The organism is Xanthomonas sp. Leaf148 (genome assembly GCF_001423585.1).
In the GTDB taxonomy this organism is placed as follows: domain Bacteria; phylum Pseudomonadota; class Gammaproteobacteria; order Xanthomonadales; family Xanthomonadaceae; genus Xanthomonas.
Window position 1 is genome coordinate 1,481,571 of the sequence record NZ_LMOP01000008.1, and the last position, 22,246, is coordinate 1,503,816.

At 64.3% G+C, this 22,246-nt stretch carries 17 protein-coding genes and 2 other RNA genes; 8 read left to right on the forward strand and 11 right to left on the reverse strand.

Features of this window, described 5'->3' with window-relative positions; genetic code table 11:
* Positions 1–181: 181 nt before the first annotated feature.
* Together ASF90_RS10730 and ASF90_RS10735 are read right to left on the reverse strand one after the other, a co-directional pair.
* Positions 182–1,579, reverse strand: coding sequence for a trypsin-like peptidase domain-containing protein (locus ASF90_RS10730; protein ID WP_055849506.1), 1,398 nt, complete (start codon positions 1,577–1,579; stop codon positions 182–184).
* Between the two features lie 445 nt (positions 1,580–2,024).
* The gene (locus ASF90_RS10735; protein WP_055849509.1) at positions 2,025–3,407 is read right to left on the reverse strand and encodes an APC family permease; all 1,383 of its coding nucleotides are present in this window, start codon (positions 3,405–3,407) and stop codon (positions 2,025–2,027) included.
* Between the two features lie 189 nt (positions 3,408–3,596).
* On the opposite strand from ASF90_RS10735, the gene ASF90_RS10740 reads away from it, so the two are divergent.
* The 8 genes from ASF90_RS10740 (at position 3,597) to cydB (ending at position 14,142) form a co-directional block, all read left to right on the forward strand.
* The gene (locus ASF90_RS10740) at positions 3,597–4,361 is read left to right on the forward strand and encodes a LuxR family transcriptional regulator (RefSeq protein WP_055849511.1); all 765 of its coding nucleotides are present in this window, start codon (positions 3,597–3,599) and stop codon (positions 4,359–4,361) included.
* 406 nt (positions 4,362–4,767) lie between these two features.
* A complete protein-coding gene (locus ASF90_RS10745) occupies positions 4,768–5,709 on the forward strand; it encodes a proline iminopeptidase-family hydrolase (RefSeq protein WP_055849515.1) in 942 nt (313 codons plus the stop codon).
* A gap of 896 nt (positions 5,710–6,605) precedes the next feature.
* Positions 6,606–7,667, forward strand: a complete 1,062-nt coding sequence (locus ASF90_RS10750) for a pectate lyase (protein ID WP_055849519.1) — start codon at positions 6,606–6,608, stop codon at positions 7,665–7,667.
* 528 nt (positions 7,668–8,195) lie between these two features.
* On the forward strand, positions 8,196–9,575 hold the full coding sequence (locus ASF90_RS10755; RefSeq protein ID WP_055849522.1) for an amino acid permease: 1,380 nt from the start codon (positions 8,196–8,198) through the stop codon (positions 9,573–9,575).
* Between the two features lie 412 nt (positions 9,576–9,987).
* A complete protein-coding gene (locus tag ASF90_RS10760) occupies positions 9,988–11,217 on the forward strand; it encodes a membrane dipeptidase (RefSeq protein ID WP_055849527.1) in 1,230 nt (409 codons plus the stop codon).
* Positions 11,218–11,374: 157 nt separating this feature from the next.
* Positions 11,375–11,453: non-coding RNA, sX9 sRNA (locus tag ASF90_RS22105), on the forward strand.
* Between the two features lie 275 nt (positions 11,454–11,728).
* The gene (locus ASF90_RS10765; RefSeq protein ID WP_055849530.1) at positions 11,729–13,126 is read left to right on the forward strand and encodes a cytochrome ubiquinol oxidase subunit I; all 1,398 of its coding nucleotides are present in this window, start codon (positions 11,729–11,731) and stop codon (positions 13,124–13,126) included.
* Positions 13,126–14,142 (forward strand): cytochrome d ubiquinol oxidase subunit II, encoded by a 1,017-nt coding sequence (gene cydB / locus ASF90_RS10770; RefSeq protein WP_055849534.1) that lies wholly within the window; start codon positions 13,126–13,128, stop codon positions 14,140–14,142. The genes ASF90_RS10765 and cydB overlap by 1 nt, the downstream gene beginning before the upstream one ends.
* 166 nt (positions 14,143–14,308) lie before the next feature.
* On the opposite strand, the gene ASF90_RS10775 is transcribed toward cydB, so the two are convergent.
* From ASF90_RS10775 to ASF90_RS10810, 9 genes are all read right to left on the reverse strand, one after another.
* Positions 14,309–15,148, reverse strand: a complete 840-nt coding sequence (locus ASF90_RS10775; RefSeq protein ID WP_193552604.1) for a prolyl oligopeptidase family serine peptidase — start codon at positions 15,146–15,148, stop codon at positions 14,309–14,311.
* A 97-nt stretch (positions 15,149–15,245) separates the two neighbouring features.
* Positions 15,246–16,607: a magnesium transporter gene (gene mgtE, locus ASF90_RS10780; protein ID WP_055849537.1), complete on the reverse strand. Its 1,362-nt coding sequence runs from the start codon at positions 16,605–16,607 to the stop codon at positions 15,246–15,248.
* Between the two features lie 270 nt (positions 16,608–16,877).
* Positions 16,878–16,952, reverse strand: a non-coding RNA gene (locus ASF90_RS22110) — sX9 sRNA.
* A 77-nt stretch (positions 16,953–17,029) separates the two neighbouring features.
* The gene (gene ptsP, locus ASF90_RS10785; RefSeq protein WP_055849541.1) at positions 17,030–18,760 is read right to left on the reverse strand and encodes a phosphoenolpyruvate--protein phosphotransferase; all 1,731 of its coding nucleotides are present in this window, start codon (positions 18,758–18,760) and stop codon (positions 17,030–17,032) included.
* A gap of 58 nt (positions 18,761–18,818) precedes the next feature.
* On the reverse strand, positions 18,819–19,088 hold the full coding sequence (locus tag ASF90_RS10790; protein WP_005913389.1) for an HPr family phosphocarrier protein: 270 nt from the start codon (positions 19,086–19,088) through the stop codon (positions 18,819–18,821).
* Positions 19,081–19,473 carry a PTS fructose IIA subunit family protein gene (locus tag ASF90_RS10795; RefSeq protein ID WP_055849544.1) on the reverse strand — a complete coding sequence of 131 codons (393 nt, stop codon included), beginning with the start codon at positions 19,471–19,473 and terminating at the stop codon, positions 19,081–19,083. Before ASF90_RS10795 ends, ASF90_RS10790 begins: the two co-directional genes overlap by 8 nt.
* A 493-nt stretch (positions 19,474–19,966) precedes the next feature.
* Positions 19,967–20,839, reverse strand: a complete 873-nt coding sequence (rapZ, locus tag ASF90_RS10800) for an RNase adapter RapZ (RefSeq protein WP_055849548.1) — start codon at positions 20,837–20,839, stop codon at positions 19,967–19,969.
* A complete protein-coding gene (gene hprK, locus ASF90_RS10805) occupies positions 20,836–21,786 on the reverse strand; it encodes an HPr(Ser) kinase/phosphatase (protein WP_055849551.1) in 951 nt (316 codons plus the stop codon). Before hprK ends, rapZ begins: the two co-directional genes overlap by 4 nt.
* Complete coding sequence (locus tag ASF90_RS10810; RefSeq protein ID WP_055849555.1) at positions 21,783–22,241, reverse strand: PTS sugar transporter subunit IIA; 459 nt, start codon at positions 22,239–22,241, stop codon at positions 21,783–21,785. The genes hprK and ASF90_RS10810 overlap by 4 nt, the downstream gene beginning before the upstream one ends.
* Positions 22,242–22,246: the final 5 nt, after the last annotated feature.

The following is a 22,246-nucleotide window of genomic DNA, read 5'->3' on the forward strand; positions in this document are numbered from 1 at the left end:
GCGTACCGGAAACCGAGTCTAAGAGTGGTCCATGAGAATGTTGGGCGCTGGCCACGCCTGCCTGACGGTTGCGCAGTAGTTTTGTAAGTAGCTCTAGATCGGCACGGCCCAGTACGTGGCATGCAAACGCGTGACAGGCGATCTACCGCCTGCCACGCATTGCACTACAACGCTTTGACGCTTACTGCCCGAAGAACGTGGAGATCGACGAATACACGTCGGAGAAGCGCGAGTAGTAATCCGGATCGGTCTGCGCGGTGCAGTACGAATAGCCGCCATACAGGCCGCCGCGCAGCTGATACGCACCGCCACTGGCAATGGTGAACAGCCCTGAGCCGGACGAGCCGCCTTCGGTCACGCCGTCGTTCCACACCACGCGGTACAGCGGCGTCTTGCCGTCGATGGAGGTGTTGAGCCCATTGACCGTGCCCAGCGAGTACTTTTTGACGTCACCCGCGGGGTGATGGATACCCACGATCGAAGTACTGGTGGCACCGATCGCCGCGCTGTTCCATGCGGCATAGAACGCGCCGCTCGGCGGTGCGGTCTTCAGTTCCAGCAGCGCGGTGTCGCGCGTGGTGTTGGCATGGCGCAGGAACGCGCCGCCGGTGAGCGTGGTCGCCTGCGAACTGGCGGTGTTGCCATTGCAGCTGGCCGCATCGTAGAACCAGTATGTCTGCAGGCTGTTGGCCACCGTCTGCGTGCTGATGCAGTGCGCCGCAGTCCAGAACAGATTGCGCTTGGGCGTGTTGGTGTTGTTGAGCAGGGTGCCAGTGCACAGGAACGAGCCCTGGCTGGTGGTGTACAACATGCGCGCCACCGCCTTCGCGGCGCTGGTAAAGCCGGCGGTGGGATTGGCGCGGCACACGATGTCGTTCTGGCAGGAATCGCTCTCGCCGATGGCAATGGTCATCATGTCGCGCGGGCTGGCGGTGGGGCTGATATCCAGATGCGACAGCTGCGGAATGCTGAGGCTGAAGTTCTCCGGGTACAGGCCTGCCGGCAGCGATAGCTCGACCAGCAGGTTTTCGCCGCTCACCGTCGGCGACCAGCCGATGGCATCGCCGGTGCCGACGAAGCTGGCACCGGATTGTTCGAACACGCGGCCGTCGTCGCCTGCAAAGCGCAGTGTCACCTTGGACGGGTCGCCCGGTTTTGCGCCGGCACCACGCAGCAGCAACGCCGCACGCAACGATGCTGCCTGCGCGGAGCCCAGCTTCAAGGTCGCAACGCGCGAACCGTCGCCGGCCATCTGCCAATCGAGCTTGGTCAGGTTGACCAACGGCTGCGCCACCGCGCGCGTAAAGCCGATCTGCAGCGGCTGCCCATGCTTGACCTGCGCAATACGGCGCTCACGCACGGCGCCAAGTTCCTTGCTGCTCGGTGCAGCCAGTTGCGCCACGCGCGTGGGCATGATGCCGCCGCGCAGGCTGGCCGACTGCAACGTCGCCGCGCCGAGCTTGGTCGCCTGCGGCGCGCTACTCACCGGTGCGGCATCCATCTCGGTGGGCGGCGCAGCCAGCGCAACGCCGGACACAGCAGAGAGCAGCGCGAGGTACAACGCATTCTTGCGATTCATGGGTAGTCCTTCTCGTCAGGGATCGGCAGGGTGCGGCGGGGGCTACACCCTTCGGCGCCATCGTTGGCGCCGAACGAGACTAGCGAATGTTTAGAGCTGAATATGTGCTGAAAATCTCGTTCAGAGACGGGCGATCAAGAAAAATACAATCGCTTTTGTACACATCGATGCGTTGCGTCGCATGCGCGATGGACATAGGAGCGTCGCGCGTGCGTGTACTTAGTGCACGTGCACGCGTGCGTGCACAGCACTGTTGGAACAGCACGTTAGGGAGGCTGGCTGCGCGACTCCGCGGGTCGACGAAAGATGCGCGCGCGGCTAATGCATCGCGACATGCCGCATTCGAGCGGGCGTTGATTTCCACAGCAGACGCGCGCACTGCAGCGTGCACGCAGTGCACAGTGGCATATAGACACTGCATACGCTCAACGCCGCGCGCGAAGCGCTATTCCACTGCGTCGCTGGCGCGGAACTCGGTCGAGCGACCACTGACTTTCAAGAACGCCAACACGCACAACCCCACCACCATCCATGCGCTGCCGCCGAGCTGCGCATGGCGGTCGGCGTTGATCAACACATAGGCCAGGATCACGATGCCGATCAGCGGCACCACGCCATGCAACACGATCCGGCCCTGGTTGCGAAAGTGCCAGAGCACGGCGAGATGCAGCAGTACGAATGCGGTCAGCGCACCGACGTTGCACAGCGACGACAGTAGCGCGATCTGGCCGACAAACACTTCGCCCAGCACCATGCTCAACGCCGCCACCAGCAGGATGGCGCGCTGCGGCACGCCGGTGCGTGGATGGATGTAGCGCAGGAACGCCGGCAACTGGCGGTCGCGTGCCATGGCGAACAACAGACGCGAAGTTGCTGCTTGCGCCACCAGCGAATTGGCGATTGCCGCACTGATTGCCACCGTCAACGCGATGACGATCTGCAACCACGGCCCGGCAATCAGCCGGCCGATGTCGAAGAACGCATCGTTGGAGGCCTGCGCGCTTGGGTAACGCTGCAGCGTCGGTTGCAGCAACGCGGCCAGCCAGGTCTGTAGTACAAACAGGCCCGCCACCAGCACCAAGGCCAGCAAGGTGGCGCGGCCCACCACGCGGTTGCCGCCACGCGTTTCTTCCGACAACGTGGAGATCGCATCGAAACCCAGAAACGACACCACCGCCACCGACAGCGCACTGAAGATCAGTTGCGGCGAAAACGCCTGCGGGTTGTAGAACGGGCGCAGCGTCCACTGCGCGCCGTTGACGCCGCGCTGGATCGCCAGCGTCGCCAGCACCACGAACACCGCCAGCACCACCAACTGCGCGAACAGAAAAAATCGATTCGCCCGCGCAGTCGTTTCGATGCCGCGCAGATTGACCACGGTATTGAGCACCACGAAGAACGCGATCCATGCCGGCTGCGGCACCCCCGGCAACACGTTATGCATGGCATTGGCGCCAACGACGTAGAGCAGGGTGGGCACCAGCAGATAGTCGAGCAGGATCGCCCAACCGGCGAGGAAGCCCATGCCGCTGCTTAGCCCACGGCCAACGTACGCGTACACCGAGCCGGCCACCGGAAATGCCTGCGACATCTGTTGATAGCTCAAGGCGGTGAACAGCATCGCCACGAAGCCGACCAGATACACCAGCGGCACCATCCCCGCACTGATGTCGAACACCCCGCCGAAGATCGAGAACGGCGCGGTCGGCACCATGAACACCAAGCCGTAGATCAGCAGATCCTTCAGCGTGAGCTGGCGCTTGAGCTCTTGCGTGTAGCCAAAACGTTCCAGCTCTGCCGCATCGTCGCGGCGTGGTGTATCGGTCATGCAGATATCCGCTGTAAGGAAGGCAGGTTTAGCGCAGGCGCGCGGTCCGGGACGCCGATGCTGCACTGCAGCTGTGTGACCGGCATTGTGACGATAATGTGGCCGGCAAGCCCATCCATTGGTAAAAGTGCTAGGTTTTCCGTGCTGGATGTCATCCAGCAATGGCGTCAACGGCTCCGAAGGACCCCCATGTTCGACACTCTGGCCAGCCTGGGCCGCGATCTGCAGGCACTGCGTACGCTCAATGCCTGTCTGGATCGGGTATTTGGCGACGTGTGCGCGTTGGGCTTCCAGTCGCTGGTATACGACTACGCGCCAGTGCCGCTGAGTATGGAAGGTGCGCTGATCACCCCGACTGTGTTCATGCAGCGCAATGCGCCAGGCGATATGCAGCATGTCTGGTGCGAGCACGGCTACTATCAACATGACCCCGTTCAGCAGCGTGCCACGCGACGCACCACGCCTTTCGTGTGGTCGTACCGCACCGATGGCGACCGGCCCGGAGTGGAATACGTCGGCGCCCAGCACCGCCAGGTGACGCGCTATCTGTGCGACAGCGGCATGGGTACCGGTGTCACGGTGCCGCTGCATCTGCCCGGCGGCGCGTTTGCCACGTTCAGTGGTGCGGTCGACGCGAGTGTTGCCGAAGCGCCGCGCCTGGCCGAAGCGCAGCTTGCTGCGTTCTTGCTGCTTGCGCATGCGTTTCAGGCGCGTGCGCAGGAGCTGTTGGACCCGCAGGAGCGTCGTTGCCACCACATCGCGCTGACCCGGCGCGAGCGCGAATGCCTGCAGTATTCGGCCAAGGGACTAACCGCCAAAAGCATTGCGGCCGCGCTCAATCGGTCCACCGCCACGGTCAACCTGCATCTGAATTCGGCCGCGCGCAAACTGGGCGCACGCAATCGTGTCGAGGCGGTGGTACGGGGCATGCACTACCGATTGCTGGAGCCTTAAGTACGTTGCGGTGGCTGCTTGTGGCATTGACTGCACGCCACGCATCGATGCGCGGCGATCGACGTTCTCAATGACCGGCGCCGCGTTGCGCAGGCTGGGTACGACGCCTGACGTCATAGCAGGGCGCGCGCCTGGGTTGCAATGGGTGATGCTGAAGACCTGGTCACGCTGCGCATCGCAGTAGTTGTAGCGGTGTGGTCGATAGTCGTCGACCTTGAACATCGAATTTGCGATTGGTCTGCACAATCGTCGGTACTTCATAGGCGTTGATCCGCAGCCTGTCTAACGCGCAAGCCACCAATGTGGTGGCCTCGAAACCGCTGCAAACCTGTGAGATTTGCCAGTTAACGCAGACGCAGCTGCCCGCTAGGCTCGGCGCTCATCATTAGCCGAGCAGGCGCAGGTCATGCAGTCCACCGAGGGGTATGTCCAATTCCGCGGCTATCGCACCTGGTACCGCATCAGCGGCGACCTGCGCAGCGATGCCTGCCCGCTGGTGGTGGTGCACGGTGGGCCCGGTTGCACGCACGACTATGTCGACAGCTTCAAGGACCTGGCCGGCAGCGGCCGGGCGGTGATTCATTACGACCAGCTGGGTAATGGCCGTTCCACCCATCTGCCTAACGCGGATTCCGCGTTCTGGACGGTCGGGCTGTTTCTGGACGAGTTGCAGACGCTGATCGACCACTTGGGCCTCTCGCAATACGCCCTGCTGGGGCAGTCGTGGGGTGGGATGTTGGCCGCCGAGCACGCGGTGCGCCGGCCCAGCGGGTTGCGTGCGTTGGTGATCGCCAATTCGCCGGCGTCGATGGGCTTGTGGCGCGCGGCAGCGCTGCGTCTGCGCGCCGGCCTGCCCGAGCAGGTACAGGCCGCGTTGGACCAACACGAAGCTGCCGGCACGCTGGATCACCCGGAATACCGGGCGGCCAGCCAGGTGTTCTACGCGCAGCATGTGTGCCGCCTGGTGCCTTGGCCGGACGAGGTGGCACGCACTTTCGCCGCCATCGATGCCGACCCGACCGTGTATCACGCCATGAATGGCCCAACCGAATTCCACGTGGTGGGCAGTCTGCGCAACTGGAGCATCATCGAGCGCCTGCACCGCATCATGGCACCCACGCTGGTGCTGTCCGGCAAGTACGACGAGGCCACACCGGAAACCGTCGAGCCGTACGCGCGTCTGATTCCGGATGCACGCTGGCATGTGTTCGCCAACTCCAGCCACATGCCGCACGTGGAAGAACGCGCTGCCTGCATGCGTCTGGTCGGCGACTTTCTCGATGACCACACGCCGTGGCCGGGCGGTGAGCTTGCGCATGTGTCGGGATCGGTCGCTCGCGCTGTGTAAAGGCGCGGTGCTCCTGGTGGGCAGCTTGTCTTCCTGTTGCGTTGCGGCGTAGCACTGGCGCTGTCGCGCGCCGACTGTCGTGCAAAGCCGAGCATTGTCGCGCGAGCGTGTCGCAGTGGTGCGCTGCATCAGGCATGCGGCCTGTGCGCGAGAACATCGCGCCAGTGCTCGACGAGACATCGACTGCGTGCGTCGGTGATATGCGGTCACCTTGATCGTTCACTGCGTTGCCTGCCGCGCAATTGCGTGGCAAGCGGGTTTCTGCGCCCACTGCGGCGCCATAGCGCTCGCAAGCCACGCGCTGTCGGTCGCGCGTACTACTGCATTTAACACTGTGGCTGCATCAGCCTGTCATCGCCAGGGGCATCGGTTGATCTGACACTGCGCGGCATGTCATCAGCACTCGCCGCAGCGTGCCGTGCCTGCGGGACTGGTGCGCCATGTCATCGCTGCAACGTAGAGGCCACACGGCAGGGTTGCATTCGCTTGATTGTCTATGACGTGCGCACATCGTCGATGTGCAGGTTGTGCTGCGTTGCGTGGCGCTGCATTGCAACAACCGATCGAAGCGACGCGCTGTCTCAGCGCAACCGTGCAGCAATCAGCGCCGCTGTAGCTGCCTCTGCGCTCATCGTACGCATCGCAAATACCTGCATCTAGCCGCCAATCGCGCGTGGCGTTGCATGCACAGCAGTGTCCTGTCCTGCGTGTCTCTTGCTGTCTCTTTTGCATGTCCTGCAAAGAGAACACCGTGGTGCGTCAAAGTTTCAAAGATGGATAATTGTTTTATGTTCTAAATCGCGCGAAGAATGCGGCCCCCACGCACTGCTTTGCCGACGTCGTTGCCATCGCGCTGACGTCGCGCATCGCCTATCGACTTCTTTGGGAGAGGCTGCATGATTAGCAAGATGCTCCAGGGCGCACTCGCGCTTGCACTGTCCACGGGTGCCGCAAGCGCCATTGCCGGCCCGGTTGGCTACGGCGCTGCCACCACTGGCGGCGGCAACAAGACACCGGTCAACGTGGCCACCTTCGAAGCGATGCAGGCGGCCATCGACGGTTATTCCGGCAGTGGTGGTCTGGTGCTCAACTACACCGGCAAGTTCGACTTCGGCACCATCAAGGATGTGTGCGCGCAGTGGAAGCTGCCGGCCAAGACCGTGCAGATCAAGAACAAGAGCGATGTCACCATCAAGGGTGCCAACGGCTCGGCGGCCAACTTCGGTGTGCGCGTGGTCGGCAACGCGCATAACGTGATCATCCAGAACATGACCATCGGCCTGCTGCAAGGCGGCGAAGATGCCGATTCGATTTCGCTGGAAGGCAATTCCACTGGCGAACCGTCCAAGATCTGGGTCGACCACAACACCGTGTTCGCCTCGTTGACCAAGTGCTCCGGCGCCGGCGATGCCTCGTTCGATGGCGGCATCGACATGAAGAAGGGCGTGCACCACGTCACCGTGTCCTACAACTACGTCTACAACTATCAAAAGGTCGCGCTCAACGGCTACAGCGACAGCGACACCAAGAACTCGGCCGCACGCACCACCTATCACCACAACCGCTTCGAAAACGTCGAGTCGCGCGTGCCGTTGCAGCGTCGCGGGTTGAGCCATATCTACAACAACTACTTCAACAACGTCACCACCTCGGGCATCAACGTGCGCATGGGCGGCGTCGCCAAGATCGAGTCCAACTACTTCGAGAACATCAAGAACCCGGTGACCTCGCGCGATAGCAGCGAGATCGGCTATTGGGACCTGATCAACAACTACGTCGGCAGCGGCATCACCTGGGGTACGCCCGATGGCAGCAAGCCCTACGCCAATGCCACCAACTGGGTCAGCTCCAAGGTGTTCCCGGAATCGCTGGGCTACATCTACACCGTCACGCCGGCCGCGCAGGTCAAGGCCAAGGTGATCGCCACCGCAGGTGCAGGCAAGAATCTGGCCGAGTAAGCGTCGGCGCAGCGTTGCATCCATAGATCCCCGGCAATGCCGGGGATTTTTTTATGTGTCGCGATGTTGCCGGCCACGCCTTCTCATGTGTCTGAGGTGGCCGCGCCGCAGCGACATGCCGTTGGTAGGAAGGGAAGGGCGATGACGACCGCGCATCGCCACACGGTTGGTGTGGACGGTGCCGCAGACGCGTTATCGCGATACAAGATCACGGTGTGGACAGGCTGCCTTCGATCAGCGCGTACGCTCGGCGACGTCGCCACGTTGCAGCCTGTCTTCGGACCGACCGGCGCATCGCCTCGCCTTGCCAATGCCGCCGCCGGCGTTGCTCCTGCGGTCAGTGTGCACTGCAGCATGACGCGCGAGCGCTTCGCGCACCGGCATGGCCTTGGGCAATCGCTTCGGAGCGAGCGCACGCTGTCGACGGCGCGGCCGCAACTTGAGCCTGGCCTGGACGTCTTCGTCAAGAGGCGCGGCCGGCGCCACGACGCGGTATCGTGTCGCGTTACCACCTTCGCGATTCCGTCCATGTCGCTTCCGACCGATCCTGTTGCTGAGACCGCCGCGCCTGCGTTGCGCCATGCCTTGAAACCGCGGCAATTGATGATGATGGGCCTGGGCACGGCGATCGGCGCCGGGTTGTTCCTGGGCTCGGGGGTGGGCATCCATGCGGCCGGCCCGGCCGTGCTGGTGTCCTATCTGATTGCCGGCGCGCTGGTGATCATCGTGATGAACGCGCTCGGCGAGATGGCCGCGGCCAAGCCGGCCAGCGGCGCCTTCTCGGTGTACGCGGCCGATGCGATGGGGGCGACTGCTGGCGCAACCGTGGGCTGGCTATGGTGGCTGCAGATCGTGGTGGTGATCGCCGCCGAGGCGGTGGGCGCGGCGAGCCTGTTGGCCACCGTGTGGCCGGCATTGCCGGTGCCGCTGCTGGCGTCGATCTTCATGGCCACCTTCACCGTGATCAACTTGCTGGGCGTGCGCAATTTCGGCGAGTTCGAATTCTGGTTCGCCATCCTCAAGGTGGTCGCCATCGTGATCTTCCTGCTACTCGGCTGCGCATTGCTGGCCGGCCTGCTGCCGGGCGTGGCATCGCCGGGGCTGTCCAACTTTACCCAGCACGGCGGGTTCGCGCCCAAGGGTCTGGCCGGTGTGGGCACCGCGTTGCTGGTGGTGGTGTTCGCCTTCGGCGGTACCGAGATCGTGGCCGTGGCGGCGGCCGAAACCGCCGACCCCGGGCGCAGCCTGGCGCGCACCATCCGCACCGTGGCCTGGCGCATCCTGGTGTTCTATATCGGTTCGATCAGCGTCATCGTGGCGGTGGTGCCGTGGACCAGCGCCGCGCTGAGTTCGCCGTTCGCCGCCGTGCTGGAAGTGGCGCGGATTCCCGGCGCGGCCACCGGTATCACGCTGGTGGCGGTGGTGGCGCTGTTGTCGGCGCTCAACGCCAATCTCTACGGCGCCTCGCGCATGATCTTCTCGCTGGCCCAGCGCGGTGAGGCGCCGCGTTGGCTGGGCAACACTAGCCGCCAGCAGGTGCCGCTGGTGGCGGTGATCGCCAGTGTGCTGTTCGGTTTTGCCGCCGCCGTGCTGGAATTGCTGTATCCGGGCAAGGTGCTGCCGATGCTGCTCAATATCGTGGGCGCCACCTGCTTGCTGGTGTGGACCATCTCGCTGCTGTCGCAGTTGATCCTGCGTTCGCGCGCGGACCGTGCCGGTATCGCCTTGCCGTTCCGTATGCGCGGGTATCCGGTGTTGACGCTGCTGGCGTTGGCGATCCTGGCGGTGATCTTCGTGCTGCTGGCGTCCTCGGCGGACACCCGCGCGCAATTCCTGTCGATGGTGGGACTCACTGCCGGCATCGCGTTGATCAGCGAACTGGCACGGCGGGTACGCGCCGCGGCGTAATCGTGCCGGGTGCGTAGAGCCGACGCATCGGTTTGCATCGGCAAACTGTCGGCGCCTGCAGTTCAGCGACCTGCAGGCGGGTATCGGCGGCAATGTCATGCCGCCGGCTCGATCCCGTCGCTGCACGCACTTGCGGTTGCCGACGGCAATGCCATGACACGCGCGCATCCTGCGGTCAAATGACGCCAGTCAGAGGGTCGACTACCCATCACCGCCAATGAGCACGCACGTCGCCTTGTGGATGCGCTCTCAAAAAAGCGCTGCGCCCGTGGACTTGCCGGAACGGTTCCATTAGCTTTTAGGCAGTCGAATCCAGCGCTTTCAGCGAGTTTTCCGGATGCCATCTTTTATAATCCAACGCTCATAGGGCGCTGTGAGTCGTGCGTTTTTCAGGGGCATTGCCGGAGCGTCCATGAGTGCCGTGTCATCCCAGGAGTCTGCAGGCCTGACTGTTGCGCAGACGTTGGAGGCCGTGCATGCGCTGGCCTATCCGGTCGACACGCATCTGGATTCGCTGTATCTGTCGCGGGTGGGCGGTTACGATTTCTGGAAAGGCGACTGGAAGGCGCATCGACGCTCGTTGATCCTCTGGCTGATGAACAAGACCTCGCCGAGAGGTCGCAATCAACCGCTGATGCACCATGTGAGTGGCCCCGATTTTCTTGCAGGCGGTTACGGCGGTGCCTGTTTCAGCGCCCACGCGCTCTGGGAAAACCTCGTTGCCGTGCCGTTCCTCGACCCCTGGAAAAACTGGGTGGATCATCGGCGCTATGTCGAGGCGATGGTGGAAGCGAGCCGGGGACGCTTACGGTTGGCACGCAGTGCCGCCGAGCTGCGTGCGATTCGGGCCGAAGGTCTGTGTTGCGCGATCCTGTCGTTGGAGGGGGCGCATATGCTCGGTCCACGCGGCAGTCGCAGCCAGGCGTTGCGGCTGGAGCGTCTGGGCACCGCTGCCAAGGAAGGGGCCGCCTACCTGACACTCAACCATTTCAGCCATACCGACATCTCGCAGGCCGGCTATGCCGCGCTCAATCCGTGGCGCATGATCGAGGGGGCAGGTCTGTCGGAATTCGGTCGGCAGGTCGTGGAGCGCTGCATCGCGGTCGGACTGCTGGTGGATCTTTCGCATACATCGAGCCAGGGGGTGATCGACGCGTGCGAGATCTGCGTGCAGCGCAACGTGCCGGCCATGGCCTCGCACGCCGCATCGCGCAGCATTACCAGGGGCACCGAAACGCGGCCATCGCATCATCTCGAGCGCGGCTTCGACGATGCGGCGATCCGCGCCATCGTGCAAACCGGTGGCTGCATCAGCGTCATTCTGGCGCCGTACTTTCTGCAACATGCGTATCTGGCCGACGACACGCCGAATATGGATGCCGATCTGGCCTTCGTCATTGGCTACTACGAAGCCTTTGCCCGGCTGATCGCCGGCATGGGAATCGTCGAAGATCCGTGGAAGCATCTGAGTTTCGGTAGCGATTTCGATGGCGGCATCTCCAGCCTGCCGATCGGCATGCGCAGCGGCGCGGATCTGCCCCGGCTCACCCAGGCGATGCTCGACGCAGGCTGGCCCATCCAGCGCATCGTCGATGTCTATAGCGGCAATTTCGTGCGCATCTGGGAGCAGGTGCGGCCATAGCGGCCTGGGTGATGCCGTGGCGGCATGGGAGGCCAATGCGCTGTCAAGCGGCTCGGCGGTGCCGGTGCCGGTGCCGGCAGGGAGGCGGACGACTAAGAGCAGCTAACAAAACTCCTGTGCTCACCGCCAGGCGGGCGCGGCCGGTGCTCGGTGCGGCATGTATCCCCCCTCGTACACTCCGGTTCCTCCGCGCCGTCCACACCCACCTGACGACTGCTCGCTACGTTTTGTTCGCCGCTGTAAGTGCACGGCGAGCGGTGCGACGTGCGCGCATCGTCTGAGCGGGTCGCACTGATCAGGGCCTTGCCGCATGCGCACCGGTGCGCCGTTTTTGCCTGGCAGCTGCGACACACTGCCGCAGATGCGACGCCATGTCGCATCGGGAACGGGCGCATCCGTCCATACCATGTTGGTGTCGCGTAGACGTCGCGATCGACCACCGCAGTGTGTCTCGGCGATCGATTTGCAGCGTGTGCGCCGACGCTTCCCACCTTTTCCTGGAGCACTCTCCGTGGACGCTCTGCTGCTATCGCGTATCCAGTTCGGATTCGTCATCGCCTTCCACGTCTTGTTTCCCGCCTTCACCATCGGGCTTTCCAGCTTGCTGGCGTTTCTGGAATGGCGCTGGTTGCGCACTCGTCTGCCGGTCTGGCGCGAGCTGTATTTCTTCTGGCAAAAAATCTTTGCCGTGTCGTTCGGCATGGGTGTGGTCAGCGGCATCGTGATGGCCTTCCAGTTCGGTGCCAACTGGCCGGAACTGAGCCGCATTGCGGGCGGGGTGATCGGGCCGTTGCTGAGCTACGAAGTGCTCACCGCGTTCTTCCTCGAAGCCAGTTTTCTGGGCGTGATGATGTTCGGGTGGGGACGCATTTCCGAGCGCCTGCACTTCTTTGCCACCTGCATGGTGGCGCTGGGCACGCTGTTGTCCACATTCTGGATTCTTTCCTCCAACAGCTGGTTGCAGACGCCGGCCGGCTACGAGGTGATCGAGGGCATCGTGCATCCGGTGGACTGGTTGAAGATCATCTTCAATCCCTCGTTTCCGTATCGGCTTGCGCACATGGCGCTGGGCTCGTTCATCACCACCTGTTTTGTGGTGGGCGCGGTAGGTGCGTGGTATCTGCATCGCGGCGTGCACCGCGAGGCCGGCCTGCGCATGCTCAAGCTGGCGGTGGTGTTCGCGTCCATCACCGTGCCGCTGCAGATCTTCGTCGGCGACATGCATGGCTTGAATACGCTCAAGCATCAGCCGATGAAGATCGCGGCGATGGAAGCGCACTGGCATGCCGAAGAGCCGGGCAAGGGATTCCCGCTGGTGGTGTTCGCCCTGCCGAATGCGCAGGCCGAGCGTAACGACTACGAGCTGGCGATTCCGCGCCTGGGCAGCCTGATCCTGACCCACAGCCTGGACGGCAACATCGCGCCGCTGACCTCGGTGCCGGCGCACGACCGCCCGCCGGTGACGCCGGTGTTCTTCGCCTTCCGCATCATGGTGGGGATCGGCTCGTTGATGTTGCTGGTGGCCTGGGTGTCGGCATTCGCGTTGTGGCGCGGCAAGCTGTTGCAGTGGCGCTGGTTGCTGGCGACCTGGCGCTGGATGCTGCCGAGCGGCTTCATCGCGCTGATCTCCGGCTGGTTTGTGACTGAAATGGGCCGGCAGCCGTACGTGGTCTATGGGCTGCTGCGCACCGCCGATGCGGTGGGGCCGCAGTCGGCGCTGATGACCGCTATCTCGTTGGCGGTGTACGTGGCCGGCTATGCCTTCGTGTTCGGCTGGGGCATCTGGTACCTGGTCAAGATCGGCAAGACCGGGCCGACCCCGCACGATGCACCGCATCTGGACCATGGCGAACACACCCCCGCACGGCCGCTGTCGGCGGCCGATGCATCGATCGACGGAGCCGCATGATGGACATGACAACAGTGTTGCCGGTGGCATGGTTTGCGGTGATCGGCTTCGGGGTGCTGATGTACGTAGTGCTGGACGGCTTCGTGCTCGGCATCGGCATCCTGGCGCCGTTTCGCAAGGACGAAGCACAGCTGGACCTGATGATGAACACTGCCGCGCCGATCTGGGACGGCAACGAAACCTGGCTGGTGCTGGGCGGGGCAGGGCTGCTGGCGGCGTTTCCGAAGGCCTACGCAGTGATTCTGTCGTCGTTGTATCTGCCGGTGTTGCTGATGGTGATGGCGTTGGTGTTCCGCGGTGTGGCGTTCGAGTTCCGGTTCAAGGCACAGCGTTCGCGGCGGCTATGGAGCAACGCGTTTGCCGCCGGCTCGATTCTGGCCACCTTCGCGCAGGGCGTGATCCTGGGCGCACTGGTGCAGGGCCTGCCGATCGAGAACGACCGCTATGTCGGCGGGATCTGGGGCTGGTTCAGCCCGTTTGCGATGTTGACCGGCGCGGCATTGGTATTCGGTTATGCGCTGCTCGGCAGCACCTGGTTGATCCTCAAGACCGAAGGCCACGTGCAAGCGCTGGCGCGTCAGCTGAGCCGGCCACTGACCCTCAGCGTGCTGGTCTTCATCGGCCTGGTCAGCGCGTGGCTGCCGTCGTTGCAATCGCATGTGATGGATCGCTGGTTCAACGATGCGCATTACCTGTGGCTGATGCCGGTGCCGGTGCTGGTTGCCGTGGTGGGCTATGCGCTGTGGCGCGCGACCGAACCGGGGCGGCCGGACACACCGCCGTTCCTGCTGGCGATGGGCTTGTTCGTGCTCGGGTTTCTGGGCCTGGTGCTGGGCATGTGGCCGTATCTGGTGCCGCCGGTCTACACCATCTGGCAGGCCGCCGCTCCGCAGTCTTCGCAACTGTTCGCGATAGTGGGTCTGGTGATGTTGCTGCCGCTGATCCTGGGCTACACGGTGTGGTCGTACCGGGTGTTCCGCGGCAAGATCACTGCGGAGACTGGTTACCACCATTGATGGCGGCGGTTAGGTCTTCGGGTGCTGTGCGGGTTGAAATCAACTGGCAGGCGCAACGCGCGGTAGCGTCAGGTAGGCGCCGGCAGAATCACCGCCGGCCTTCGCCTTCACTGCAGCAGTCGCCGCGCGCCTGAGCGCGCGTCCACTGCATCCAACTGCAACATGCTCAGCGCAGGCGCTGCTTGAACATCCATTCCCACATTGCCGGGTCCGCGTAGGTCGCGTCCCAGACGTTGTGGTTGCCTTCGGGATATTCGCTGTAGCGCAGGTTGGCGCCCACGCCTTTTGCCGCGCGGTATAGCGCGCGGTCGTCGTGCGGTGGCACGGAGGTGTCCTTGGCGCCATGGAACGTCCAGATCGGGACGTGCTTGAGCTGGGTGACCGCCGCCGTGTACGGGTCGGCTTCCTTGGCCACCAGGCTGACGTACAGCGTGTGGCGCTCGTCGCGTGGCGCCTTGAGTGCGCCGCAGACCGGCACGATCGCGGCGAATCGCTGCGGCTGCATCAGCCCGATTTCCCACGCCCCATAACCGCCCATCGAGATGCCGGTGAGGTAGGTGCGTTGTGGGTCGGCAGCGAACTCGGCGCTGGCCGCATCCAGCGCAGCGATCGCCATGCGCGCATTGATGCCCAGCCATTCCTCGTCGTCGGGCACCTGCGGCAATACCACCAGCGCAGGGAATTCGGCGGTGTGTTCGCTCAAGTAAGGGCCGACACCGACTTCGGCCTGATCGCGACCGTTGTCGCCGCGCTCGCCCGAGCCATGCAGAAACAACACGATCGGCCGTGGCTGCGGCGCCTTGGCGGCCGGCACGAACACCTGATAGCGATATAGCCGGCCCTCCAGCTGCAGGGTGCGGGCGACGAAGTGGCCGCGCCGCCCGTCGTGCTGGCGCTCAGCCATGCTGGAGCAACCGGCGAGTACCAGCGCAAGAATTGCAAATAAGACGCAACGAACGATCACGCAGCACTCCCCATCGATCACAGAACTGCAGTATCGCCGCATGCAGCTGCGCTGGCACGTCGCGCTGCGGCGATCTGCATGGACGCGTCATGCGGTCCTTCACTCTTGGCTGCGCACACACACGATCAGGCGCACGCGCTCACGGCATCAGGATCAACGTGGCCAGGCCCAGGAAGCTCAAAAAGCCCATCACGTCGGTCAGCGTGGTCAGGATCACGCCGCCTGCCAGCGCCGGATCGAAGCCCAACCGTTTGAGCGTCACCGGCACCAGCACGCCACCGAAGGCAGCGGTGAGCATGTTCAAGGTCAGCGCGGTGCCGATCACCAGCGACAGCATCGGCTGACGGAACCAGGCCAACACGATCAGGCCAAGCCCCACGCCCAGGAACAGGCCGTTGATCAGCGCGACCGTGAGTTCCTTCTTGAGCAGGGTCATCACGTTGGACGAGCCGATCTGCCCCAGCGCCAGGCCGCGCACCATCAGCGCCAGCACCTGGGTGCCGGCGTTACCGCCCATGCCGGCCACGATCGGCATCAATGCCGCAAGCGCCACCAGTTTTTCGATGGTGCCTTCGAAGCGGCTGACAACGCTGGAGGCGAGAAAAGCGGTGCATAGATTGATGCCCAGCCAGATCAGCCGGCGACGGAATGCACGCCGCGCCGGGCTGAACATGTCCTCGTCTTCGTCCAAGCCGGCCGCGCTCATGGCCTGGTGCTCGGCCTGCTCGCGGATGATGTCCACCACGTCATCGATGGTGATGCGGCCGAGCAGGATGTTGTTGTCGTCCACCACCGGGGCGGAGATCCAGTCGTGATCGGAGAAGCGCCGCGCCACCTCGTCCGATCCATCGCCCACATCGATCGCCGGTTGTTCGTCGTCGATCAAGCGGTTGACCGGCGTGCTGTCCTCATGCGTAACCAGCGCGGCCAGCGACACACGCCCCAGATACTGATGACGTCGGCTCACCACATACAGGTGATCGGTGTGATCGGGCAGTTCGCCGCGCAGGCGCAGATAGCGCAGCACCACATCGACATTGACGTCGGCGCGCACCGTCACCACGTCCGGGTTCATCAGGCGGCCGGCGGTGTCTTCCGGATACGACAGCACCTGCTCCAGCCGCTCGCGGTTCTCGCGGTCCATCGACTTGAGCACTTCGTCGATGACGGTGTCGGGCAGGTCTTCGACCAGATTGGCCAGATCGTCGATGTCCAGGTCTTCGACCGCGGCGACGATTTCGTCGGTGTCCATGTCGGCCAGCAGGCTTTCGCGCACTTCATCGCCGACATGCAACAGCACTTCGCCATCATCTTCCGGGTCGACCAGACCCCACACCACTTCGCGCTTGCCGGGCGGCAGCGATTCGAGCAGGTTGCCGATCTCCGCCGGCGCCAGCGTGTTGACCAGCCGGCGTACCGGTCCCAGGCGTCCGCTATCCAGCGCGTCGGACAGCAATCGTAGCTGGCGCGCAGTCTTGTCGTGGCGGACGGCTTCGGCCATGCGCGGCTCCCCGGAAGAGTGGACGCGCCGTCAGTAGGAGACGCGGTGCTGGATCAGCACGGCATTATCGCTTGCGCATGGTGACGAAACATACAGCGGCGTGGCGATCCGCATGCAGATTGCCGAAGCGATGCAGCAGGTGCCCTGCAGCGGTGAACGCGTTGCGCAGATTCTTGCCGCATCGGGCCAACGACGTGCGGCGTGCGCAAGTGGCGATGAAATGGCCGACTCTGCGTGTCGCGGTGCGCGCAGGGCAGAGGCGATCAGATCGCCTAACAACACGTAGCGAGCAGTCGTCAGCTGGGTGCGGGCTGCGCGGAGGAACCAGATGTCCGTGTGGTACATGCCGCACCGAGCACCGGCTGCGCACGCATGGCGGTGAACACAGTCGTTTTGTTGGCTGCTCTCAGTCGCCCGTCGCGCTACCGCAACACGCCCTGCGCATTGCAGGCCAGCCACTTCTCGATGCCCTTGCGGTCGCGTGCGCGCAATAGTTTGTCGCCATGCACGCGCAGCTCGCCCAGGTGGATGTCGCGTACCGCGCGGCGCACTTCCAGCAAGGTGGCCGGGTGCAGGCTGAATTCGGTGAGCCCCAACGCCAGCAACATCGGCACGAACCGCGGGTCGCCGGCAATCTCGCCGCACACCGCCACCGGCTTGCCGTACGCCCGCCCGGTGGCGATCACCTGCGCAATCAGCCGCAACACCGCCGGATGCAGTGGCGAATACAACTCGCCCAGCGCCTCGTTGTTGCGATCCACCGCCAGCAGGTACTGCACCAGATCGTTGGTGCCGATCGACAGGAAGTCGATGTCGTCGATAAAGCAATCCAGCGCCAGCGCCGCGGCAGGCACCTCGATCATCGCGCCGAGCGGAATGTGCTCGGCAATCTCGTGGCCTTCGTCGCGCAGCTGCGCGGTGAGCTTTTTCAGCTGTTTGCGCACCAACTGGATTTCTTCGCGGCCGCTGACCATCGGCACCAGGATGCGCACCGGGCCGTAGCCGGAGGCGCGCAGGATCGCGCGCAACTGCGCCTGCGCCACCGCAGGGCGGGCTAGCGACAGGCGCACGCCACGCAGGCCCAGGGCCGGGTTGTCTTCGTCGCTCAAGGTCAGGCCGGTGCGGTCGGCCTTGTCGGCGCCCAGATCCAGCGTGCGAATGGTCACCGGGCGGCCGCTCATGCCCAGTACGGTGTCGCGATAGGTGTGGAACTGCTCGTCTTCGTCCGGCAGCTCGTTGCGCTGCAGGAACAGGAATTCGGTGCGGTACAGGCCCAGACCGCTGGCGCCCAGGGCATGCGCGCGCGCGACGTCTTCCAGCGACTCGGCGTTGGCCAGCAGGGTGATATCGACGTTGTCGCGGGTGCGCGTGGGCTTGGAACGCAGCCGGCCGAGTTCGCGCTGCTCCTTGGCCAGCGTGCGTAAACGCTCGCGGTAGTCGCGCAGATGGTCGGGCGTGGGGTCGACGATCACCTGGCCGGAGCCGGCATCGACGATCAGGACATCGCCATCGTCGATCCGCTGCACCGCATCGGCCACGCCCACCACCAGCGGCAGATGCAGGCTGCGCGCCAGGATCGCGCTATGCGACAGCGCGCTGCCGGCGGTGGTGACGATGCCGACCACGCCTTGCGCCTGCAGCTGCGCCAGTTCGGACGGCGCCACGTTGTCGCAGACCAGGATCTCGCCGGCCACGCCCTTGAGGTCGGGCGCACGCTTGTGCAAGAACGCATGAATGCGGCCGATCACGTGATCCAGATCGTCCATGCGGCTCTTGAGATACGCGTCTTCCATGCCATCGAACACTGCCGCCAGCCGGTCGCGCTGCACGCGCAGCGCGTAGTCGGCACTGTAGCGGTGGGTGCGGATCAGCTCATCCAGCCCCTGCAGCAATTCCGGGTCGTCCAGCAGCAGCGCATGCAGTTCGAGAAATTCGCCGACTTCGCGCGCCAGCGCGCCATGCAGGCGATCGCGCAGCTCCTGCATTTCGACGCGTGCTGCCTCGATGGCGGTGTGCAGGCGCTGCAACTGCGTTTCCACCTGGTTGGCGGGCACGCGTTGTTCGGCCACTTCCAGCGTGTGGCTCTGGCGTACGCGCGCACGCCCGAGCGCATTGCCGCGTGAGGCGCCATGTCCGCGCAGGCGCAGACTCATGCGTGTGCCTGGCGCAGCGGCGCCGTGTCGGTCGCAACGGCGCCGACGCCGCGCATGCTCAGCTGTCCTCGTCGAAACGACGCTCGAACAAGTCCACCAGGGCCTGCAAGGCCTCGGCTTCGTCTTCGCCATCCAGGCGCACCACCACGCTGGTGCCTTGGCCGGCGGCCAGCAACATCACGCCCATGATGCTCTTGGCGTTCACCTCGCGGCCCTTGGCCGCCAGCGTGGCGTTGCTGCGATAGGACGACAGCGTCTGCACCAGCTTGGCGGTTGCCCGCGCGTGCAGTCCGAGTCGGTTGGACACAATGAGTTCGCGTTCAAGCATCGTCGATGATCGCTCCGTTGCGGGTACCGGCCGCCGCGGTGGCGGGCAGCTCCTGCAAACCTTGTTCGGGGTAATTCATCACCCGCAGCAGCATCGGCAGGCTCAGCGCGGACACCCGGCGAACCGGCGTGCCCAGCTTGGCCAACCGGCTGGCGAGGTTGCTGGGGCTTGCGCCATACAGGTCGGTCATGACCAGCACGCCGTCGCCGCTGTCGACCCGACGCATCGCCGTCGAGGCCTGGGGCAACAATGCGTCCAGGTCTGCATCGAACGGCACATCGAATGCTTCGGTCTTCAGCGGCAAATGCCGCAACAGCCCCGTCGCCACGTTCAACAACGCTGCGCCGATGCCGGGATGAGTAATGAGGAGAATGCCACAGGCCATGCCGAAACGTTAACAGGTCAGCGTGACCGCGCGATAGCGTTTACCCGCACCGATGCGTTGCGAACTGAATAGCCGTTTAGGACCGCAGCAACAGAGCGCGTGCGCGGCGCGCAACAAGCGCGTTGCAGCGGCTGTGACGAATGATCCATGACGCGCATCAGGTCGCTGCCGAACGCACAGCAAGCGAGCGCTGCAATTCGCACTTTGCTGAGCAGTGCACGTCCAGATAAAGGATGAGGCCTACAGGTTCTGAAAAGCGCACGCGCATGTCCAAGCACCTGCAATCCGTGATGTTGCGTAAAGACTGAGCAAGCCGCAACAAGGCACGTCAGCTACATCCAGTCCCGCGATCCACGCCAACGACGCGTAGGCAACGCGTCAACCCGCAGAAAAAACCTTCCAAGCCAGCTCAGTCAAATTCGTCACAGCACGCAGGACATCGCTTGATCGCTTTGACCAATCCCCAATCCCGAATTCCAAATCCCGGCCCCAATCAGTCCTGCTCGCGATGAAACGTGGCTACTTCCGGCCAGCCCTGTTCGCGCGCATGCCGCGCCATGCGTTCGGCCATGTACACCGAGCGATGCTTGCCGCCGGTGCAGCCGAAGGCGATGGTCACGTAGCTGCGGGTGTCGTTGCGCAGCCGCGGCAGCCAGGTATCGAGCAGGTCCACAATCTGCGCGCTGTAGCGCTGCACATCCGCCTCGTTATCCAGATAGTTGCGCACGCCGGCATCGCGGCCGGTGAGCGGTCGCAGTTCCGGGTCCCAGTGCGGATTGGGCAGCACGCGCGCATCGAACACGAAGTCGGCTTCGGCCGGCACGCCGCGCTTGTAGGCGAACGATTCGAACAGCAGCGACAGACGGTCGTTGGAGCCGAGCGCAAACTCGGTGACCACACGGCGACGCAATTGATGCACGTTGAGCGTGCTGGTATCGATGATGGCGTCGGCCTGCGCGCGTAGCGGCTCGGTCAACTGCCGCTCGCGGGTGATCGCCTCCGGCAACGCCAGGCCGAGATGGCTCAGTGGATGACGGCGACGGGTGTCGGCATAGCGTTTGATCAGCGCTTCATCGCTGGCTTCGAAAAACAGCAGGCGTGCCTCGATGCCGTATTCCTGCGCGGCTTGGCGCCATTGCGCCAACTGGGTGAGGTCGCTGCGACTACGCACGTCGATACCGACCGCCAGGCGCTGGTCGCCGATCGGGTTGCCGCGCAGGCGGCTCTTGACGAAGTCTGGCAGCAGCTCAACCGGCAGATTGTCCGAGCAGTAGTAATCCAGGTCTTCGAAAGTTTTCAGCGCGACCGATTTGCCCGAGCCGGACAGCCCGCTCACGATCATCAGCGTGGAGGGCGTGATGCTCATGGCGTGCGTCGCTCCAGCAGGTTGCTGTGGCGGGCGATGAACATCGCCGCCGGGTCGATGCCCTTGGTGCGCAGGATATGCAGCCGGGTGGCGGCCTCGGTCAGCACGGCCAGGTTGCGGCCCGGCATCACCGGTAGGGTGATCAGCGGCACATCCAGATCCAGCACGTGGCGGCTGCCGGAATCGCCGGTCAGACGCTCGTAGCCGGACGGCATGGGTTCGGTCATCGGCCGGGTCAGGTGCACGATCAGGCGCAGATACTTGTTCTTCTTCACCGCGGTGTCGCCGAACATGTCGCGCACGTTCAACACGCCCAGGCCGCGCACTTCCAGCAGGTCCTGCAGCAATTCGGGGCAGGTGCCATCGAGTACGTCGGGAGCGATCTGGGTGAATTCCGGCGCATCGTCGGCCACCAGGCGGTGGCCGCGGCTGAGCAGTTCCAGCGCCAGCTCGCTCTTGCCCGAGCCGGCTTCGCCGGTGATCAGCACGCCGATCGAATAGATCTCCATGAACACGCCATGCAGCGTGACCCGCGGCGCCAGCGTGCGCGCCAGGTGGTAGGAGAGGTGATTGAGCAGCTCATGGCCGCGCTTGGGCGAGATCCACAGCGGAGTGTTGGACTCATCGGCGGCCGCGCGCAGATCTTCCGGGCACGACTGGTTCTTGCTGATCGCCAGTGCCAGCGGCTGCACCTGGATGATTTTTTCGATGGTTTCCCAGCGCTGCCGCGCGTCCAGCGAATCCAGCCAGGCCAGCTCTTCGGTGCCCAGGATCTGCACCTTGTTGGGATAGATCACATTGAGATAGCCGGCCAGCGACGGGCGGCGGGCATTGTTGCTGCCGGCCTCGATCTCGCGGTGCTCGCCTTTCTGCCCGGCGACCCAGCGCAGCGCCAGCTTGTCGCGCTGCTGGTCGAACAATTCGCGTGCGGTGATGCTGGTATTCATGCCGCGCTGGCCTGTGGTGGAGGCGCATCGGTGAGCAGGGCCATCAGCGCGTCGGCATCGGGCGCGGCGCGCAGTTGCTGACGGAACTGCGGGTCGGAGAAGCGCTCGGCCAGTTCCGACAACAGCATCAGGTGTTGATGGGTGTAGTGCGCAGGCACCGCCATGGCGAACACCAGATCCACCGGTTCGTCGCCGCCGAACGCGACCGGGGCGTCCAGCCGCAGCAGCGCGCCGCGGGGTTCGGTCAGATTGGGGCAGCGTCCATGCGGAATGGCGATGCCATGGCCGATGGCGGTACTGCCCAGGGCCTCGCGCTCGCACAGGTTGACGTAGAGCTCGTCGGCGCCGGCCTGTCGGCAGGACAGCAACTCGGCGGCGGTGTGCAGGACGGTGTCGCGATCGGCGGCCGGCGACACCACGGTGCGCACGGCCGCCATCAGATCGGTTAAAGGCATGAGGG

Coding starts and splice junctions, on each gene's coding strand:
- ASF90_RS10730 (WP_055849506.1), bottom strand. CDS start 1,579: ATGAATCGCAAGAATGCGTTGTACCTCGCGCTGCTCTCTGCTGTGTCC.
- ASF90_RS10735 (WP_055849509.1), bottom strand. CDS start 3,407: ATGACCGATACACCACGCCGCGACGATGCGGCAGAGCTGGAACGTTTT.
- ASF90_RS10740 (WP_055849511.1), top strand. CDS start 3,597: ATGTTCGACACTCTGGCCAGCCTGGGCCGCGATCTGCAGGCACTGCGT.
- ASF90_RS10745 (WP_055849515.1), top strand. CDS start 4,768: ATGCAGTCCACCGAGGGGTATGTCCAATTCCGCGGCTATCGCACCTGG.
- ASF90_RS10750 (WP_055849519.1), top strand. CDS start 6,606: ATGATTAGCAAGATGCTCCAGGGCGCACTCGCGCTTGCACTGTCCACG.
- ASF90_RS10755 (WP_055849522.1), top strand. CDS start 8,196: ATGTCGCTTCCGACCGATCCTGTTGCTGAGACCGCCGCGCCTGCGTTG.
- ASF90_RS10760 (WP_055849527.1), top strand. CDS start 9,988: ATGAGTGCCGTGTCATCCCAGGAGTCTGCAGGCCTGACTGTTGCGCAG.
- cydB (WP_055849534.1), top strand. CDS start 13,126: ATGGACATGACAACAGTGTTGCCGGTGGCATGGTTTGCGGTGATCGGC.
- ASF90_RS10775 (WP_193552604.1), bottom strand. CDS start 15,148: ATGCGGCGATACTGCAGTTCTGTGATCGATGGGGAGTGCTGCGTGATC.
- mgtE (WP_055849537.1), bottom strand. CDS start 16,607: ATGGCCGAAGCCGTCCGCCACGACAAGACTGCGCGCCAGCTACGATTG.
- ptsP (WP_055849541.1), bottom strand. CDS start 18,760: ATGAGTCTGCGCCTGCGCGGACATGGCGCCTCACGCGGCAATGCGCTC.
- ASF90_RS10790 (WP_005913389.1), bottom strand. CDS start 19,088: ATGCTTGAACGCGAACTCATTGTGTCCAACCGACTCGGACTGCACGCG.
- ASF90_RS10795 (WP_055849544.1), bottom strand. CDS start 19,473: ATGGCCTGTGGCATTCTCCTCATTACTCATCCCGGCATCGGCGCAGCG.
- rapZ (WP_055849548.1), bottom strand. CDS start 20,839: ATGAGCATCACGCCCTCCACGCTGATGATCGTGAGCGGGCTGTCCGGC.
- hprK (WP_055849551.1), bottom strand. CDS start 21,786: ATGAATACCAGCATCACCGCACGCGAATTGTTCGACCAGCAGCGCGAC.
- ASF90_RS10810 (WP_055849555.1), bottom strand. CDS start 22,241: ATGCCTTTAACCGATCTGATGGCGGCCGTGCGCACCGTGGTGTCGCCG.